Origin of the sequence: Streptomyces sp. DI166 (genome assembly GCF_900091315.1) — a bacterium.
GTDB classification, from domain to species: domain Bacteria; phylum Actinomycetota; class Actinomycetes; order Streptomycetales; family Streptomycetaceae; genus Streptomyces; species Streptomyces fuscus.
On the sequence record NZ_FLSP01000004.1, the window covers coordinates 64,733 to 80,772 of the forward strand.

The window sequence follows — 16,040 nt, forward strand, 5'->3', positions numbered from 1 at the left end:
GAGTCGGGGGTGATCGTTGTCACGGGGTGGTTCCTGGCTGCTCGGTGCTGGTCAGGGCTTGTAGGTGACCGGGAGGTTGGCGGGCGCGGCCCCGGTCGGGGGGACCTGGAGGGTCTTCAGGGCGAACTCCATGACCTGCTTGTAGACGGGGCCGCAGATCTGGCCGCCGAAGTAGCTGCCCTTGGTGGCGTTCTGGATGGCGCAGTAGACGGTGATCCGGGGCTGGTCGGCGGGGGCGAATCCGGCGAAGGAGGACGTGTAGCCGTGGTACTTGCCGGTGGCCGGATCCACGCGGTTGGCCGTACCCGTCTTGCCCGCGACCCGGTAGCCGGGGATGCGCGCCTTGGTGCCGGTGCCCTCCCGGTCGTCCACGACCGACTCCAGCATCCGGGCGAGGGTCTTCGCCGTCTTGGCGCTGACGACCCTTGTCCTCTCGGGCTTCGGGGCGGGGGTGAAGCGCCCGTCGGGTCCCTTGGTGCCGCGGACCAGGGTGGGTTCGACGCGGACTCCGCCGTTGGCGACGGTCGAGTAGACCGAGGCGGCCTGCATCGCGTTCACCGAGACGCCCTGGCCGAAAGGAATCGTGTACTGCTGCGAGGTCGACCACTCCTCGGGCGGGGCGAGGATGCCCTTGGTCTCGCCGGGGAAGCCGAGTCCGGTGTGGCTGCCCAGGCCGAACTTGCGCAGGTAGGAGTAGAGGACCTTGTTGGCCTCCTGCTGCGTCTTCCCGAGCTGGCCGGTGGCCAGGATGGTGCCGATGTTGCTGGACTTGGCGAGCACGCCGTTGAGGGTCAGGTACCAGGTCTCGTGGTCGATGTCGTCGCGGAAGAGGCGGTCACCGCGGTGCAGTCGGTTGGGGACCACGACATGCGTCTCGGGGGTGGCGGCGCCCTCCTCCAGGACGGCGGCCATCGACATCACCTTGGCCGTGGAGCCGGGCTCGTAGGCGTCCTCCAGGCTCCAGTTGTGCAGGGAGGCGCTGTCGGCCTTGGAGAGGTCGTTGGGGTCGAAGCCGGGCGAGTTGGCCATGGCGAGGATCTCGCCGGTGCGGGTGTCCTGGACGATCACATAGCCGCGGTCGGCCTTGGACTCCTTGACCTGCTCGCTGATGGCGTTCTGCGCGGCCCACTGGATGTCGCGGTCGATGGTGAGCTCGACGTCGCTGCCGGGCACCGCGGGGGTCTCGGTGGACCCGGCGGTCGGCACCTGGCGCCCGCCGGACTGGGCGTAGCGGATCTTGCCGTCCTTGCCGGACAGCTCCTTGTCGAGCTGTGCCTCGACGCCGCCGCCGCCCTTGCCCTCGTAGTTGACCCAGCCCAGTATCCCGGCGGCGAGGTCGCCGTTGGGGTACACCCGCTTGCTGCTGGAGACGGAGAAGACGCCGGCCAGGACGTTGACGGTGCCGGGGTCGGTCTCGGACTTGGTGGCCAGTGCGCGCTTGAGGTCCTTGATCTGCTTCCAGACCTGCGGGGTCTGCCGCCGGGCGAGCAGCACGTACTGCCCCTTGGCGCGGAGCTTCCTGGTGAGTGCCTCCTGCTCCTGGCCGAGGATCGGCGCGAGCAGCGCGGCGGCCTGCTCGGGACCGTCGCCGGTCTTGAGCGCCTTGCGCGTGAACATCGTGGGGTCGGCGGTGATGTCGTACGCGTCCACACTGGCCGCGAGCGCCACGCCGTTGCGGTCGGTGATCCCGCCGCGCTCGGCGGCCAGGGTGTAGCCGACGTACCGGTTCTTCTCGGCCTTGGCGGCGTACGTACTGGCGTCCACGGCCTGCACCTGGAGCAGCCGCACGGTGAAGGCGATCAGCACGAGGGTGAGCGCCAGCCCGACCATGCGCAGCCGGGGCCGGGGGCTGCCCAGCCGGAGCGGCTGCGGTGCCGCGGCGCTGCGGGGCCGCGCCGGGCGTCTGGCCGGCCGTGCGCCGGGCGAGGGAGTACGCCGGTTCCCCGCGCGCTCGGGCCTGGCGGGCCCGGGAACCCGGCGGCGCGGCGGTTGTTTCCCTGAGTCGGCCACGGGTGCGTCACCTGCCGGGGGTTGTCGGGGTCGCGGACGGCGTCGAGGTCGGGGTCGGCGACTTCGTCGGGTATGCCTCGGGGGTCAGGACCAAGGGGTCGGGGGCCTTGGTCGGGCGGGCCGGGGCGGCGGCCGGGGCGGGGACGCCCTTGACGGTGCCGTCGGGGTCGAGGAAGGCGGGGTCGCCGCCGGGCACCATGCCCAGTTCGCGGGCGCGGCGCTGGAGGGCGTCGGGTGCGGAGTAGGCGTCGACGTCGCGCTGGAGCGCCTGTTCCTCGTCGGTGAGGCTCTTGGTCTCCCGTTTCAGGTCGTCGAGCCGGAAGGCGCCCTCGCTGAGCGCGCTGTTGAGGACGAGCAGCCCGATGAGGCCGCCGCCGAGCAGGAGGACCACCAGCAGGACGAAGGGCGTACGGGCGGCCCGCCCGGGCCCCGCCGGAAAGAGCTGTGCGAGCCGGGCCGCCCGCCCCTTGAGCTCGGGTTTCCTACTCACTGGCCCTCCCGTGAGTACGGCTCACTCGACGTCCTCCCTGATGCGCTCCGCTCCCCGAAGACGCGCCGGCGCGGCCCGGCGGTTCTCGGCGACCTCTTCCTCGGTGGGAAGTTCGGCACCGCGGGTGAGCAGCTTGAGCCGGGGCTGGTACTGCTCGGGGACGACGGGCAGACCGGGCGGCGCGGTGGTGGCGGCACCGGCCGCGAACACCTGTTTGACCAGCCGGTCCTCCAGCGAGTGGTACGACAGCACGGCGATCCGTCCGCCCACCGCGAGGGCCTTCACGGCTGCCGGGATGGCCCGCTCCAGCACGGACAGCTCGCCGTTGACCTCGATGCGCAGCGCCTGGAAGGTGCGCTTGGCCGGGTTGCCGCCGGTGCGCTTGGCGGCCTGCGGCAGCGCGTCGCGGATCAGCTCCACCAGCCGCGCGCTGTTGCTGAACGGCTCCTTCTCCCGCTCGCGCACGATGGCGGCGACGATCCGCTTGGCCTGCTTCTCCTCGCCGTAGGCGCGCAGGATCCGCACGAGTTCACCGGCGGGGTAGGTGTTGAGGACCTCGGCGGCGCTGATGCCGGTCGTCTGGTCCATGCGCATGTCCAGGGGGGCGTCCTGGGCGTAGGCGAAGCCGCGGTCGGCCTCGTCGAGCTGCATGGAGGAGACGCCGAGGTCGAACAGGACGCCCTGGACGCGGGGGATGCCGAGCCGGGCGAGGACCTCGGGCAGTTCGTCGTAGACGGCGTGGACGAGCGTGGCGCGCTCGCCGTAGGGGGCGAGTCGCTCGCCGGACAGGCGCAGGGCCTCCTTGTCCCGGTCCAGGGCGACCAGGCGGGCCTCGGGGAAGCGCTGCAGAAGGGCCTCGCTGTGGCCGCCGAGCCCGAGGGTGCAGTCGACGACGACCGCGCCGGGGTCCTTGAGGGCGGGGGCCAACATGTCCAGGCACCGCTGGAGCATCACCGGGACATGTCGACTGTTGCTCAAGGGGCCCTCTCAGGTCCGGCGGGCGGTACGCACCGCCGGGTCCCCGCCCGCTCGTGAAGGGGAGGCCGACCGGCGCCGGAAGCGTCAGCCGGCCGGGAGCGGGAGGAGGCCGAGCCGTACGTACGCGCCGCGCACGTGGGGAAAACTCCGGCGGGCGCGCCGGGTCCTACGGGAAGTTCAGTCCAGCAGGGAGGTCTCGCCTCCCGCTTCGCGTCACTTTAGTCCACGGTGTCTCGCGGTCAATCAACCGGCCTGCGCGGCGCGGCCCGGGGTCGCGGTGAAGCGGTCGGCAGGTGTTTTTCACTCCTACAGGCCCCCTCGTACCCCCCTTGTGGGTTAGCTCACAACAGACCTCAATGACGTTCTTTGTCCCCTCTCACAGCGGGACGGGACAGGAGGTGACCAGTACCGTCGTAGCCATGACGACATCTGCACCGGTACCCGCGGGACCTCACGGCTCGATAGCCGACGCCGGCACGGTCACCGACCGCCTTGTCGAGGCCAACGCCCAGTACGCCGCCGCGTTCTCCGATCCGGGCATGGACGCCCGTCCGGTCCTGCATGTCGCCGTGGTGGCCTGCATGGACGCCCGGCTCGACCTGCACGCCGCGCTCGGCCTGGAACTCGGCGACTGTCACACCATCCGCAACGCGGGCGGAGTGGTCACGGACGACGTGATCCGCTCCCTGACCATCAGCCAGCGCGCGCTCGGCACCCGCAGCGTGGTGCTGATCCACCACACCGGCTGCGGCCTGGAGTCCCTCACCGAGGAGTTCCGGCACGACCTGGAGATGGAGGTCGGCCAGCGCCCGGCCTGGGCCGTGGAGGCGTTCCGGGACGTCGACCAGGACGTCCGCCAGTCCATGCAGCGCGTGCGGACCTCCCCGTTCCTGCTGCACACCGACGATGTGCGAGGCTTCGTCTTCGACGTGCGCACCGGTCTGCTGCGCGAGATCGACCCCGCCTGAACCCCTGCGGAAGCTGTCGTTCCGCTGTTGATTTCCAGCTACGGACCGCCCAAAAGGCAGTAAAGCTGGACATAACTCCGGCACTTGTCCACAGGCGAGTGACACGAATCGGTAACGGCAGCAAGAATGCCCGTGTGGCGTCGCGCGGAACTTTTCCCGTGTGGTGTCCGTGTTTCGGGGTGGGCCGGTCCGCATCGCAGCGTCGGCCCGGAAAGAACGGGCCGAGGAGGGCCGGGTGACGACCTATGACGATCGAGCGAGCCTCACTGATCTGACCGCCACCGTGGAGCGTGTCCGCAGTTCGGTGGAGGGAGTGATCGAGGGCAAGCCCGAGGTCGTACGGCTTTCGCTGACCGTACTGCTCGCCGAGGGGCATCTTCTGATCGAGGATGTGCCCGGCGTGGGCAAGACAATGCTGGCCAAGGCACTGGCACGGTCCATCGACGGCTCGGTGCGGCGTATTCAGTTCACTCCCGACCTGCTGCCCTCGGACATCACCGGGGTGTCCATCTGGGACCAGCAGCGGCGGGACTTCGAGTTCAAGCCGGGCGCGATCTTCGCGCAGATCGTGATCGGCGACGAGATCAACCGCGCCTCGCCCAAGACCCAGTCCGCGCTGCTGGAGTCCATGGAGGAGCGGCAGGTCACCATCGACGGGCAGACCTACGAGCTGCCCAGCCCGTTCATGGTGGTGGCCACCCAGAACCCGGTCGAGATGGAGGGCACCTACCCCCTGCCCGAGGCCCAGCGTGACCGCTTCATGGCCCGCGTCTCGATCGGCTACCCCAGCCCGGAGGCCGAGCTGCAGATGCTCGACATCCACGGCGGGGTGAACCCGCTGGACGACCTCCAGCCGGTGGCCCACACCCACGAGATCGTGAAGCTGATCGACGCGGTCCGCGGCGTCCACGTCGCCGAACCGGTCCGGCGCTACGCCGTGGACCTGGTCGCGGCCACGCGTACCCACCCCGACCTCAGACTCGGCGCCTCCCCGCGCGCGACGCTGCACCTGCTGCGCGCGGCGAAGGCGTCCGCGGCGCTGAGCGGCCGGGAGTACGCCCTGCCGGACGATGTGCAGGCGCTCGCCGTGGCCGTCCTGGCCCACCGGCTGCTGCCCACCGCCCAGGCCCAGCTCAACCGCCGTACGTCGGAACAGGTCGTGCAGGAGATCCTGCAGCGCACCCCGGTGCCCGCCGCGCCCCAGCAGGGCGGCCTGGCCGGCCTGCGCGGCGCCCCGGCCTACCCGCAGCAGCCGCCGCGGAGGCTGTGATGAGCACTGGGGGGACAGGACCGTCGCAGCCCGACCGGGGTGAACCGGGCGGAATGCGCACCGCGCTGTCGGGGCTGACCACCCGGGGCCGGTCCTTCCTGGCCGCCGGAGTGGCCGCCGCGATCTGCGCGTACGTCCTCGGCCAGAGCGATCTGCTCAGGGTCGGCCTGCTGCTCGCGGTGCTGCCCCTGGTCTGCGCGACCGTGCTCTACCGCACCCGCTACCGGGTGGCCGGCAGCCGCCGGCTCTCCCCCGCGCGGGTGCCCGCGGGCAGCGAGGCTCGGGTCCATCTGCGAATGGACAACGTCTCGCGGCTGCCCACCGGCCTGCTGATGCTCCAGGACCGGGTGCCCTACGTCCTCGGCCCGCGCCCCCGCTTCGTGCTGGACCGGGTGGAGGCGGGCGGCCGCCGCGAGGTGTCCTACCGGGTCCGCTCCGACCTGCGCGGCCGCTATCCGCTGGGCCCGCTCCAGCTGCGGCTGAGCGATCCCTTCGGCATGTGCGAGCTGACCCGCTCCTTCTCCACGCACGACACCCTCACGGTGATCCCGCGCGTGGAGGCACTGCCCCCGGTCCGCCTCAGCGGCGAGGCCAAGGGGTACGGCGACGGACGGCAGCGCTCGCTGGCGCTGGCCGGCGAGGACGACGTCATCCCGCGCGGCTACCGCTACGGCGACGACCTGCGCCGGGTGCACTGGCGCTCCACCGCCCGCTACGGCGAACTGATGGTGCGCCGCGAGGAGCAGCCGCAGCGCGCCCGCTGCACGGTGCTGCTGGACACCCGTGACCTGGCCTTCCACGGCGCGGGCCCCGACTCGGCCTTCGAGTGGGCGGTCTCCGGCGCCGCCTCGGTGCTGGTGCACATGCTGGAGCGGGGCTTCTCGGTGCGGCTGCTGAGCGACACCGGCAACTCGGTGCCCGGGGAGGGCGCCGACGGGTTCGCGGGCGCCAGCCAGGAGTCGGCCGACGCGGCCGGACTGATGATGGACACCCTCGCCGTGATCGAGCACTCCGACGGCACCGGCCTGTCCCGGGCCTACGACGTGCTGCGCGGCGGGAACGAGGGGCTGCTGGTCGCCTTCTTCGGCGACCTGGACGAGGAGCAGGCCGCGGTGGCCGCCCGGATGCGCCAGCGCAGCGGGGGCGCGGTGGCGTTCCTGCTGGACAGTGAGACCTGGACGCGCGAGCCCGCCGACGGGACCGGTCCCTCCCAGGCCGCCGAGGAGCGGCTGCGGATGCTGCGCGAGGCGGGTTGGACGGTGGTGAGCGTGCCGCGCGGTGCCGCGCTGGAGGAGCTGTGGCGGCAGGCGGACCGGGAGCGCAACGGCGTCGTCGCCGCGAGCGGTGGGGAGGTACCGGCATGAGCGGGCGGGCTCGACTGGCGGTGTGCGCCGCCGTGGCCACCCTGGCCGCGGCCTGCGCCCTGCTGCCCCTGGTCGACAAGGCCACCTGGCTCTTCCAGGCACTGTTCATCCTCACCGTGCAGACCGGCGTCGGCATGGCGGCCCGCCGGGTGCCGCTGGCCCGATCGCTGACCGTGTTCGCGCAGGCCCTGGTCACCCTGCTGCTGCTGACCCTGGCCTTCGCCCGGGAGCAGGCACTGTTCGGGCTGCTGCCGGGCCCGGAGGCCATCAGGCACTTCGCCGACCTGCTCCAGGCGGGCTCGGACGATGTCTCCCGGTACGCGATCCCGGCACCGCTGACCGACGGCATCCGGCTGATGCTGGTGGGCGGGGTGCTGATCATCGGTCTCGCGGTGGACGTCCTCGCGGTGACCTTCCGCAGCGCCGCCCCGGCCGGGCTGCCGCTGCTGGCGCTGTACTCGGTCGCCGCGGGCCTGTCCGACGGCGGTGCCGACTGGCTGTGGTTCCTGGTGGCCGCGGCCGGCTATCTGATGCTGCTGCTGGCCGAGGGCCGGGACCGGCTCTCGCAGTGGGGCCGGATCTTCGCCGGTGCCCCGCGCACTCCGGGGGCCGAGCCGGGCGCGGTGGCTCCGGTGCGCACCGGGCGGCGGATCGGCGCGGTCGCGCTCGGGATCGCCCTGGTGGTGCCGCTCGGGCTGCCCGCGATGAACGGCGGCCTGCTGGACGCGGCGGGCACCGGGGTGGGCACCGGGACGGGTGGCGGCGGGACGATCTCCGCGGTGAACCCGCTGGTCTCCCTGCGCGACAGCCTGAACGTGGACGAGGACCGCGAGGTCCTCACCCTGCGCACCACCTCGGAGAACCTCTCCGACCTGTACCTGCGGATCGTGTCCCTGGACGACTTCGACGGCACCACCTGGAAGCCGGCCAAGCGCAACATCACCGCGGTCCCGGACGACACCTTCCCCACGCCGATCGGGCTGAGCCCGGACATCAAGCGCGCGGAGGTCGCCACCCGGATCTCGGCGGCGAACTGGTACGCCCAGGACTGGCTGCCGATGCCCTACCCGCCGAGCGGCGTGGACGTCGAGGGCAACTGGCGCTACGAACCGCTCGGCATGACCCTGGTAGGCGACCACGGCCAGAACACCCGCGGTCTGACCTACACCGTGCGCAGCCTCGACGTGCAGCCCACGGCGGAGCAGCTCGCCTCGGCGCCGGAGCCTCCGGCGGCCATCGAGCGGGAGTTCACCAAGCTGCCCAAGTCGCTGCCGGACGTGGTCGCGGAGACCGCGCGCGAGGTCACCGAGGACGCGAAGAACCCGTACGAGCAGGCCGTCAAGATCCAGGAGTACTTCACGCTCACCGGTGGCTTCGAGTACGACACCGAGGTGGACGTCGGCAGCGGCTCCCGGGCGATCGCCAAGTTCCTGAGGGACAAGCGGGGCTTCTGCGTCCACTACTCCTTCGCGATGGCGTCGATGGCCCGCTCGCTGGGCATCCCGGCCCGGGTGGCGGTCGGCTTCGCGCCGGGCACCCCGCAGGGCGACGAGTCGGTGACGGTGGGCCTGAAGGACGCGCACGCCTGGCCGGAGCTGTACTTCGAGGGCGTCGGCTGGACCCGCTTCGAGCCGACCCCGTCCCGCGGCTCGGTCCCCGAGTACACACAGCCGGACACCTCCGGCAGCACGCTGCCGGACGTGGCGCGGCCGACCCAGTCGGCCAGTGCGGCGCCGAGCACCGAGCCGTCGCAGAGCGAGAGCTGTGCGACGGGCCGGCCGGAGCTGTGCGCGAGCGAGTCGCCCGAGGCCGCGTTGGTCACGAGCGACGACGGTCCGAAGTGGTGGGCGCTGCTGGCCTGGTCGCTGGCCGGGGCGGCGGCGCTGCTGATCCCGCTGTCACCGATGCTGTGGCGGCTGCGGACCAGGGCGGCGCGCCTCGGGGCGCACGGCCGGGGCGAGGACGACGCGGCCCCGCACATCCTGGCGGTGTGGCAGGAGCTCACCGACACGGCGTGGGACTTCGGGATCACGCCGGAGGAGTCGCAGACCCCGCGCAAGGCGGCGGCCCGGATCGTCCGGCTCGGCCATCTGGATCCGGAGGCCGCGGCCGCGGTGCACCGGGTGGCGGACGCGGTGGAGCAGGTGCTGTACGCGCCCCGGCCGCGACCGGCCGCGGGGCTCGCTGAGGACGTCCGCCGTGTGGTGGCCGCCCTGCGGGGCAGCCTCAGCCGCTCGACCCGGCTGCGAGCGCTGTTCATGCCGCGCTCGACCGTTCGTGTGGTGTGGACGGCCTCGGACCGCTGGCGCGGGTTCACCGCGCGGCTCGCCGCGCTCCGGCCGACGTTCCGCAGGCCCTCGGGGCAGCGGGGCTGACGGCCACCGGTCGCAGCGGAAAGGGCCCGGGCGGGTGCTCCCCGCCCGGGCCCTTCGTCGTACGCGCGTCCCGCGCCGAGGCATGCGTGAGGGGGCGACCACCCGACGGTGGTCGCCCCCTCCGCTATGTCCAGGAGCTGAGGCTCTCAGTGGCCCTGTTCGTCGCGGCGCCGCTGCCAGCGCTGCTCGATCCGGTCCATCATGGAGCGCTTGGTCCGACCCTGACGGCCGGTCTGATGACCGCCCGTGGGCTGTTCACCCGGCTTGGGAGCCTTGCGCCAGCCGGTCACGGCGAGTACCGCGCAACCCAGCATGACGAGGAAACCCACCACGCTGAGCCAGACCTGCTTGGCGACCATTCCAGCCATGAGGAGCGCGATACCCACGAGGAAGCCGGCGACTGCCTGGTACACCCTGCGTCGGGTGTACGTGCGCAGCCCGCTTCCCTCAAGCGCTGTCGCGAACTTGGGATCTTCGGCGTACAGCGCTCGCTCCATCTGCTCGAGCATGCGCTGCTCGTGCTCCGAGAGCGGCACGGAGTCCTCCTCATCGTGCAGTCGCCGGGGCGACCCGGGGGGTCCCTTCAGGATAGGCAGGGAATCGCCCCCGTGAAACCCGCCCCTCTACGCCAATTGGCCAACCGGGATCCGCCATGGACGTCCGGCCCGCTGAGATCTGCATTCCCCAGCAGCCGACCCGTCATGCCGGGCGGTCTCCCTCGATCATACGGCTCTGAGCGCTCGATCGGGGGGCCTGTGGCGTACTCCATGTGCCGTCAAGTCCCTGATCAGCGATGCGCCCCGGGAGGCGGCTCAGGCCCCGGCGCTCCCCCGGGTCTCACCGAGCACATGGAGCTGGGTGGCCACGGAGTGGAAGGCGGGCAGCTCGGCCGCCGCCTCCTCCAGCTTGAGCAGCGCCTCCAGGGCGCCGGGCTCGGTGTCCACCAGGACGCCGGGCACGAGGTCGGCGAAGACGCGCACACCGTGCACGGCGGCGACGCTCAGGCCCGCGCCCTCGACCAGCGAGGTGAGCTGCTCGGTGGTGAAGCGGTGCGGCACGGGGTCACCCGCGCCCCAGCGGCCGTTCGGGTCCTCCAGGGCCTGCTTGGCCTCCTTGAAGTGCCCGGCGAGGGCACGGGAGAGCACGGCGCCGCCGAGTCCGGCGGCGAGCAGGCTGAGCACGCCCTCGGGGCGCAGGGCGGCCACCGCGTTGCGCACGCCCTCGGCGGGGTCGTCGACGTACTCCAGGACGCCGTGGCACAGCACCGCGTCGTAGCGCCCCCGCTCGACCACGTCGAACAGGCCGTGGGCGTCGCCCTGGACCCCCTGGACGCGGTCGGCGACCCCGGCCTCGGCGGCGCGGCGCTCCAGTGCGAACAGCGCGTTCGGGCTGGGGTCGACCACGGTGACCCGGTGGCCGAGGCGGGCCACCTGCACGGCGAACTTGCCGCTGCCGCCACCGGCGTCGAGCACGTCCAGCGCCTCCCGGCCGGTGGCCTTGACCTGGCGGTCGAGGGCGTCCTTGAGGACCTCCCAGACCACGGCGGTCCGCAGCGACGCGCGGGGTCCGAAGGGGTCGGAACGCAGCGACGCCGGTTGCGGGTGCTGGTGGGCGACGGGCGGGCGCATCGGATCCGACACGGCTGTTGACTCCTCGGCGCGGCACCGCCTCAGGCGCGGCGGAGCGAACGGGGCGCCGTCCGGCCCGGAGTACCGGAGCGGGACGGCTTCAGGCTGGTCCCACCCTATTGCCTTCGGCACCGGTCCAGGTCACCGCATGGCCTGCGGCCTGCTGATCGCCGGCTGCCGCAGGACCGGCACGCCCCGGTCCGGGCCGCCGCCCGGCCCCGGCACCCGTCCGGGTCGGCGCGGTGTCCTCAGCCCGCGTCCGGGAAGTCCTGGCCCGGTGGCCCCTCCTCCGGCCGGTCGGTGTCCTGGCGGGGCTGCGGCAGCACGGGCTGGAGGACGAGCATCTTCTCCACCAGGCGCAGGAACATCGCGACGTCGCGGATCAGGTCGTCGGCGTCCCGGCGAGTGGCCGCGCCCTGGATACCGGCCTCGGCCCGGGCGCGGCGGCGGGCCCCGGAGGCGAACAGCGCGCTCCACTCGGTCAGCTCGGGCGCTATCTCGGGGAGCACTTCCCAGGCGCTCCGGATGCGGGCCCGGCGTCGGGGGTTGGGTTCGGGGCGGCCGCGGGCGGCGAGGACGGCGGCGGCGGTGCGCAGGGCGGCGAGGTGGGCGGTGGCGTAGCGCTCGTTGGGGGTTTCCAGGACGGCGGCCTCGTCGAGTCCGGCGCGGGCCTGGGCGAGCAGGTCGAGGGCGGCGGGCGGGGCCGTGGTCCGGCGCAGCACGGGGTGTACGTCGCTCGCCGGGCCGGTCAGTGAGGGGGCAGGGCCGGTGGCGCGGCGCCGGCGTGCGGCGGCTGCGTGGTAGCTGGCCATGACGAACCTCCTGTCGTCTGTGTGACGGCACGGGTGCCGTATGTGCCCATCGTGAGGTATGCCACTGACAATCCGTTCTGACCTGGGGTTTTGCTTCGATCGACAGTTCGGGCTAGTTTTTGCACTGACCAGTCAGTTCAAAAGACCGTGGACTACTCAGGGGAATGGGGGGAGCCGTGACGCCCGATGTCGGCATCGCGGCCCGGGGGCTCGGACTCGAAGGACCCCGCGGATGGGCATTCCGCGGGGTCTCCTTCGAGGCCGCCCCGGGATCACTGATCGCAGTGGAGGGGCCGTCCGGTACCGGGCGCACCTGTCTGCTGCTCGCGCTCACCGGACGGATGAAGGCCACCGAGGGCACCGCCCGGGTGGGCGGTGCCGCGCTGCCCAAGCAGCTCGGGGCGGCCCGCCGGTGCAGCGCCCTCGCCCATGTCCCCGGGGTCACGGATCTCGACCCCGCCCTCACCGTCGCCGAGCACCTGCACGAGCGGGCGCTGCTCCAGCGGCGGTTCGGCGGCTCCCTGCGGGGCCTGCTGCGCCCCCGCGCGGAGCGGGCGACGGAGACCCGGCTGCGGATCCGGCGGGCGCTGGACGCGGCCGGGCTCGACCCGGCGGCGCTGCCGAAGGGCTCGCGCACCGCCGTACGGGATCTGGAGCGGGTGGAGGCGCTGCGGCTGTCCGTGGCGCTGGCGCTGATCGGCGAGCCGGGGCTGATCGGCGTCGACGACACCGACCTCAAGCTCTCCGACGCCGAGCGCGAGGAGGTCTGGGCGCTGCTGCGGTCCCTCGCCGACGGGGGGACGACGGTGGTGGCGGTGTGCAGTGAGGCACCGGAGGGGGCGGTGCGTGTGTCGACGGTGGCTCAGGACGAGCCGGAGACCCCGGACGAGGACGACGCGTCTACCGAGGCCCCGGACGAGGACGACACGACCCCCGCGGCCCCGGACAAGGCCGACCCGGCCCCCGAGGCCGACGACGACACCCCCGAGGAGGTGCCCGCCGATGCGATCGCCGAGGCTGGCCGCGCTTGAGATCCGGCGGTTCGGGCGGGGGAAGCTCCCGCGGGCCGCGCTGGTGGCACTGCTCGTGCTGCCCCTGCTGTACGGCGCCCTGTACCTGTGGTCGTTCTGGGACCCGTACAGCAGACTGGACCGCATCCCCGTGGCGCTGGTCAACGACGACCGGGGTGCGCGGGCCGAAGGCAAGCGGATCACGGCCGGCGACGACATCGTCGAAGGGCTGCGCGACAGCGAGGTCTTCGACTGGCACGAGGTCAGCGCCGAGGAGGCACGCGCGGGCGTGGAGGACGGCCGCTACTACCTGTCGCTGACCATGCCCGCCGACTTCAGCGAGCGGATCGCGTCCAGCTCGGGCGACTCCCCCGAGACCGGCGCGCTCCAGGTGCGCACCAACGACGCCAACAACTACATCGTCGGGCAGATCTCCCGGACGGTGTTCGGCGAGGTGCGCGACGCGGCGTCGACCAAGGCGTCCCGTTCCTTCCTGGACCGGATCTTCATCTCGTTCTCCGACATCCACGGCGCCACCGTGGAGGCCGCCAAGGGCGCCGACAAGCTGGAGACCGGCATCGGCAAGGCGGAGAAGGGCTCGCGGGACCTCGCCGACGGGCTGAAGGACGCCAAGGCGGGCAGCGGCAAGCTGGCCAAGGGCCTGACGAAGCTGCACAAGGGCGCGGGGGACCTGGAGGAGGGCTCCGCCGACGTCGCCGACGGCACGCAGAAGCTCGCCGACAGGGTCAACGGCACCGTGGCGGAGGTCGGCCCCTTCATCAAGGACAACGAGAAGGCGATCGGCGTCACCGCGCAGCTGGTCGCCGACGCCTCCGGGACCGTCCGCGACAACCTCGACGCCCTGGTGGAACGCGCCCCCACCGCCGCCCAGGACGCCCGGGAGTCCGCCAAGGACCTCGGCCGTGTGTACAAGTCGCGCTGCGAGGACGCTCTCCTCGACGACACCGCCTGCCCCGACCTGAAGACGGCCAAGGACGCCGCCGAGACCGTCTCCGGGCTGGCCGCCGACGTCAACACGCTGGTCACCGACCACGCCGAGGAGTTGGAGAAGCTCGACGGCCACCTGGCCACCTTGGAGAAGCAGGCCCAGGCCCTCGCCGACCGCGCGCCGAACCTCTCCGAGGACATCGACGACGCCGTCACCAAGATCAACAAGCTGAACGAGGGCGCCGGCAAGGTCGCGGCCGGGGCGAAGAAGCTGAACAAGGGGCTGGGCACCGCCGACACCGGCGCCACCGACCTCGACAAGGGCGTCGGCGACCTCAAGGCCGGCGCCAAGGGCCTCAAGGCGGGCCTGTACAAGCTGGTCGACGGCTCCGGGGAGCTGTCCGACGGGCTGCACGACGGTGCGGAGCAGATCCCCGACTACGGCAAGCGGGACCGTGACGAGCGCACCGAGGTGATGGCCGACCCGGTCCGCCTGGTCGCCGAGGACCTGCACAAGGCGCCGAACTACGGCACCGGTTTCGCCCCGTACTTCATCCCGCTGTCGCTGTGGGTGGGCGCGATGGTGGCGTACATGCTGATCGCGCCGATGAACCGGCGGGCGCTCGCGGCGGGCGCCTCGGCCTGGCGGATCGCGCTGGCGGGCTGGCTGCCCGTGGTCGCGATCGGGGTGCTCCAGACGGTGGCGCTGATGTCGGTCCTGCACTGGGCGGTCGGGCTGCAGATGGCCCGCGCGGCCGGGACGGTGGGCTTCCTGTTCCTGGTGACGGCGTGCTTCGCGTCCCTGATCCAGTGGCTGAACGCCCGGTTCGGGGCGGCCGGACGGATCCTGGTGCTCGCCCTGCTGATGCTCCAGCTGACCTCGGCGGGCGGCACCTACCCGGTGCAGACCAGTCCCGGGTTCTTCAACGCGCTGCACCCGTTCCTGCCGATGAGCTACGTCGTGGAGGCCCTCAGGCGGCTGATCACCGGCGGCGGACTGGAACCGGTCTGGCACGCGTGCGTGGTGCTCGCCGCCTTCACCGCGGGCGCCCTGGCGCTGACCGCGCTGTCGGCGCGGCGCCGCCAGGTGTGGACGCTCGACCGGCTGCACCCGGAGCTGAGCCTGTGACGGGGCGCGGGACAATCATGGCCATGGAAAGCAGCAGCGCCGCACCGGGCGGCAGCACCCGCCGTGAGGCCACCCGGCAGAAACTCTACGAGGCCGCCGTCACGCTCATCGCCGAGCAGGGCTTCTCCGCCACCACCGTGGACGAGATCGCCGAGCGCGCCGGAGTCGCGAAGGGCACGGTCTACTACAACTTCGCGAGCAAGTCGGTCCTCTTCGAGGAGCTGCTGCGGCACGGCGTGGGTCTGCTCGCCGCCTCCCTGAAGGACGCGGCCGAGCGCACCGAGCGGGAGGGCGGCAGCAAGGTCGACGCCCTGGACGCGATGATCCGCGCGGGGCTCGGCTTCATCGCCGCCTACCCGGCCTTCACCCAGCTCTACGTGGCCGAGCTGTGGCGCACCAACCGGGCCTGGCAGTCCACGCTGATGGTGGTCCGGCAGCAGGTCGTGGCCATCGTGGAGGGCGTGCTGCGCGACGGTGTGGCGGCCGGTGAGTTCAGCGAGGAGATCGACATCCAGCTGACCGCCGCCGCGCTGGTCGGCATGGTCCTGGTGGCCGCCCTGGACTGGCAGTCCTTCCAGCCCGAGCGCTCCCTGGACGACGTCCACGCGGCCCTGTCCCGGCTGCTCCAGGGCCGGGTGAGCGGCCGGGGCTGAGACTCTCCCCGGCAGCCGACCCTCCCCACGCATACGAAAGCGCCGGTTCCCGCGGCCCTGTCCCCCGACTCGGGCCGCCGTGAACCGGCGCTTTCGCCGTACTCCCCCGTTCCCCCGTTGGTCCCCCGTCCGGTCGTTTTCCCCGGGTTCCCCGTGTCTCGCTTCCGCCGACGCGCGGCCGGCGGAAGGAGCGGATCAGGGCGGCTCCGTTCCGGCGCCCCGTGTCGCCGGTGCCGGAGCCGGTCCCCTTCTCCGTGTCTCCACTGTCTCGTCCGCGCAGGTCGGCCCCCATCCGCGCGCGTACTCATCTCCACGACTAGGTACGCGTACTCAGTCCTGCGCGCTCAGACCCACTCCGGACCTCCGCCGCGGTCACTGTCGGTGGCGGCGGATAAAGTCCCTGGC

Annotated in this window: 13 protein-coding genes; 7 read left to right on the forward strand and 6 right to left on the reverse strand. The window is 72.5% G+C overall.

What is annotated here, in order from left to right:
• Window positions 1–51: 51 nt before the first annotated feature.
• From GA0115233_RS03335 to rsmH, 3 genes are all read right to left on the reverse strand, one after another.
• On the reverse strand, window positions 52–1,830 hold the full coding sequence (locus GA0115233_RS03335) for a peptidoglycan D,D-transpeptidase FtsI family protein (RefSeq protein WP_284717666.1): 1,779 nt from the start codon (window positions 1,828–1,830) through the stop codon (window positions 52–54).
• A gap of 187 nt (window positions 1,831–2,017) precedes the next feature.
• A complete protein-coding gene (locus GA0115233_RS03340; protein WP_093718530.1) occupies window positions 2,018–2,500 on the reverse strand; it encodes a septum formation initiator family protein in 483 nt (160 codons plus the stop codon).
• Between the two features lie 21 nt (window positions 2,501–2,521).
• Complete coding sequence (rsmH, locus tag GA0115233_RS03345; protein ID WP_093718531.1) at window positions 2,522–3,478, reverse strand: 16S rRNA (cytosine(1402)-N(4))-methyltransferase RsmH; 957 nt, start codon at window positions 3,476–3,478, stop codon at window positions 2,522–2,524.
• A 419-nt stretch (window positions 3,479–3,897) separates the two neighbouring features.
• Between rsmH and GA0115233_RS03350 the strand changes: the two genes are divergently transcribed.
• The 4 genes from GA0115233_RS03350 to GA0115233_RS03365 all read left to right on the forward strand — a co-directional run bounded on the left by GA0115233_RS03350 (window position 3,898) and on the right by GA0115233_RS03365 (window position 9,455).
• Complete coding sequence (locus GA0115233_RS03350; RefSeq protein WP_093718532.1) at window positions 3,898–4,446, forward strand: beta-class carbonic anhydrase; 549 nt, start codon at window positions 3,898–3,900, stop codon at window positions 4,444–4,446.
• A 235-nt stretch (window positions 4,447–4,681) separates the two neighbouring features.
• Window positions 4,682–5,716 carry an AAA family ATPase gene (locus tag GA0115233_RS03355; RefSeq protein ID WP_093718533.1) on the forward strand — a complete coding sequence of 345 codons (1,035 nt, stop codon included), beginning with the start codon at window positions 4,682–4,684 and terminating at the stop codon, window positions 5,714–5,716.
• Window positions 5,716–7,080, forward strand: coding sequence for a DUF58 domain-containing protein (locus GA0115233_RS03360; RefSeq protein WP_093718534.1), 1,365 nt, complete (start codon window positions 5,716–5,718; stop codon window positions 7,078–7,080). The genes GA0115233_RS03355 and GA0115233_RS03360 overlap by 1 nt, the downstream gene beginning before the upstream one ends.
• The gene (locus GA0115233_RS03365; RefSeq protein ID WP_093718535.1) at window positions 7,077–9,455 is read left to right on the forward strand and encodes a transglutaminase TgpA family protein; all 2,379 of its coding nucleotides are present in this window, start codon (window positions 7,077–7,079) and stop codon (window positions 9,453–9,455) included. Before GA0115233_RS03360 ends, GA0115233_RS03365 begins: the two co-directional genes overlap by 4 nt.
• 146 nt (window positions 9,456–9,601) lie before the next feature.
• Here GA0115233_RS03365 and GA0115233_RS03370 read toward each other — a convergent pair whose 3' ends face one another.
• The 3 genes from GA0115233_RS03370 to GA0115233_RS03380 all read right to left on the reverse strand — a co-directional run bounded on the left by GA0115233_RS03370 (window position 9,602) and on the right by GA0115233_RS03380 (window position 11,895).
• Window positions 9,602–9,991, reverse strand: a complete 390-nt coding sequence (locus GA0115233_RS03370; RefSeq protein WP_093718536.1) for a DUF3040 domain-containing protein — start codon at window positions 9,989–9,991, stop codon at window positions 9,602–9,604.
• A gap of 276 nt (window positions 9,992–10,267) precedes the next feature.
• Window positions 10,268–11,095: a methyltransferase gene (locus GA0115233_RS03375; protein WP_093718537.1), complete on the reverse strand. Its 828-nt coding sequence runs from the start codon at window positions 11,093–11,095 to the stop codon at window positions 10,268–10,270.
• A 236-nt stretch (window positions 11,096–11,331) separates the two neighbouring features.
• Window positions 11,332–11,895, reverse strand: a complete 564-nt coding sequence (locus GA0115233_RS03380; protein ID WP_093718538.1) for an SAV_6107 family HEPN domain-containing protein — start codon at window positions 11,893–11,895, stop codon at window positions 11,332–11,334.
• Window positions 11,896–12,059: 164 nt separating this feature from the next.
• On the opposite strand from GA0115233_RS03380, the gene GA0115233_RS03385 reads away from it, so the two are divergent.
• The 3 genes from GA0115233_RS03385 to GA0115233_RS03395 are packed head-to-tail and all read left to right on the forward strand — an operon-like array spanning window position 12,060 to window position 15,635.
• Entirely contained in the window at window positions 12,060–12,926 is an 867-nt protein-coding gene (locus GA0115233_RS03385; RefSeq protein WP_093718539.1) for an ATP-binding cassette domain-containing protein, read from the forward strand.
• On the forward strand, window positions 12,898–14,982 hold the full coding sequence (locus GA0115233_RS03390) for a YhgE/Pip family protein (RefSeq protein WP_093718540.1): 2,085 nt from the start codon (window positions 12,898–12,900) through the stop codon (window positions 14,980–14,982). The genes GA0115233_RS03385 and GA0115233_RS03390 overlap by 29 nt, the downstream gene beginning before the upstream one ends.
• A gap of 23 nt (window positions 14,983–15,005) precedes the next feature.
• Complete coding sequence (locus GA0115233_RS03395) at window positions 15,006–15,635, forward strand: TetR/AcrR family transcriptional regulator (protein ID WP_093718541.1); 630 nt, start codon at window positions 15,006–15,008, stop codon at window positions 15,633–15,635.
• Window positions 15,636–16,040: the final 405 nt, after the last annotated feature.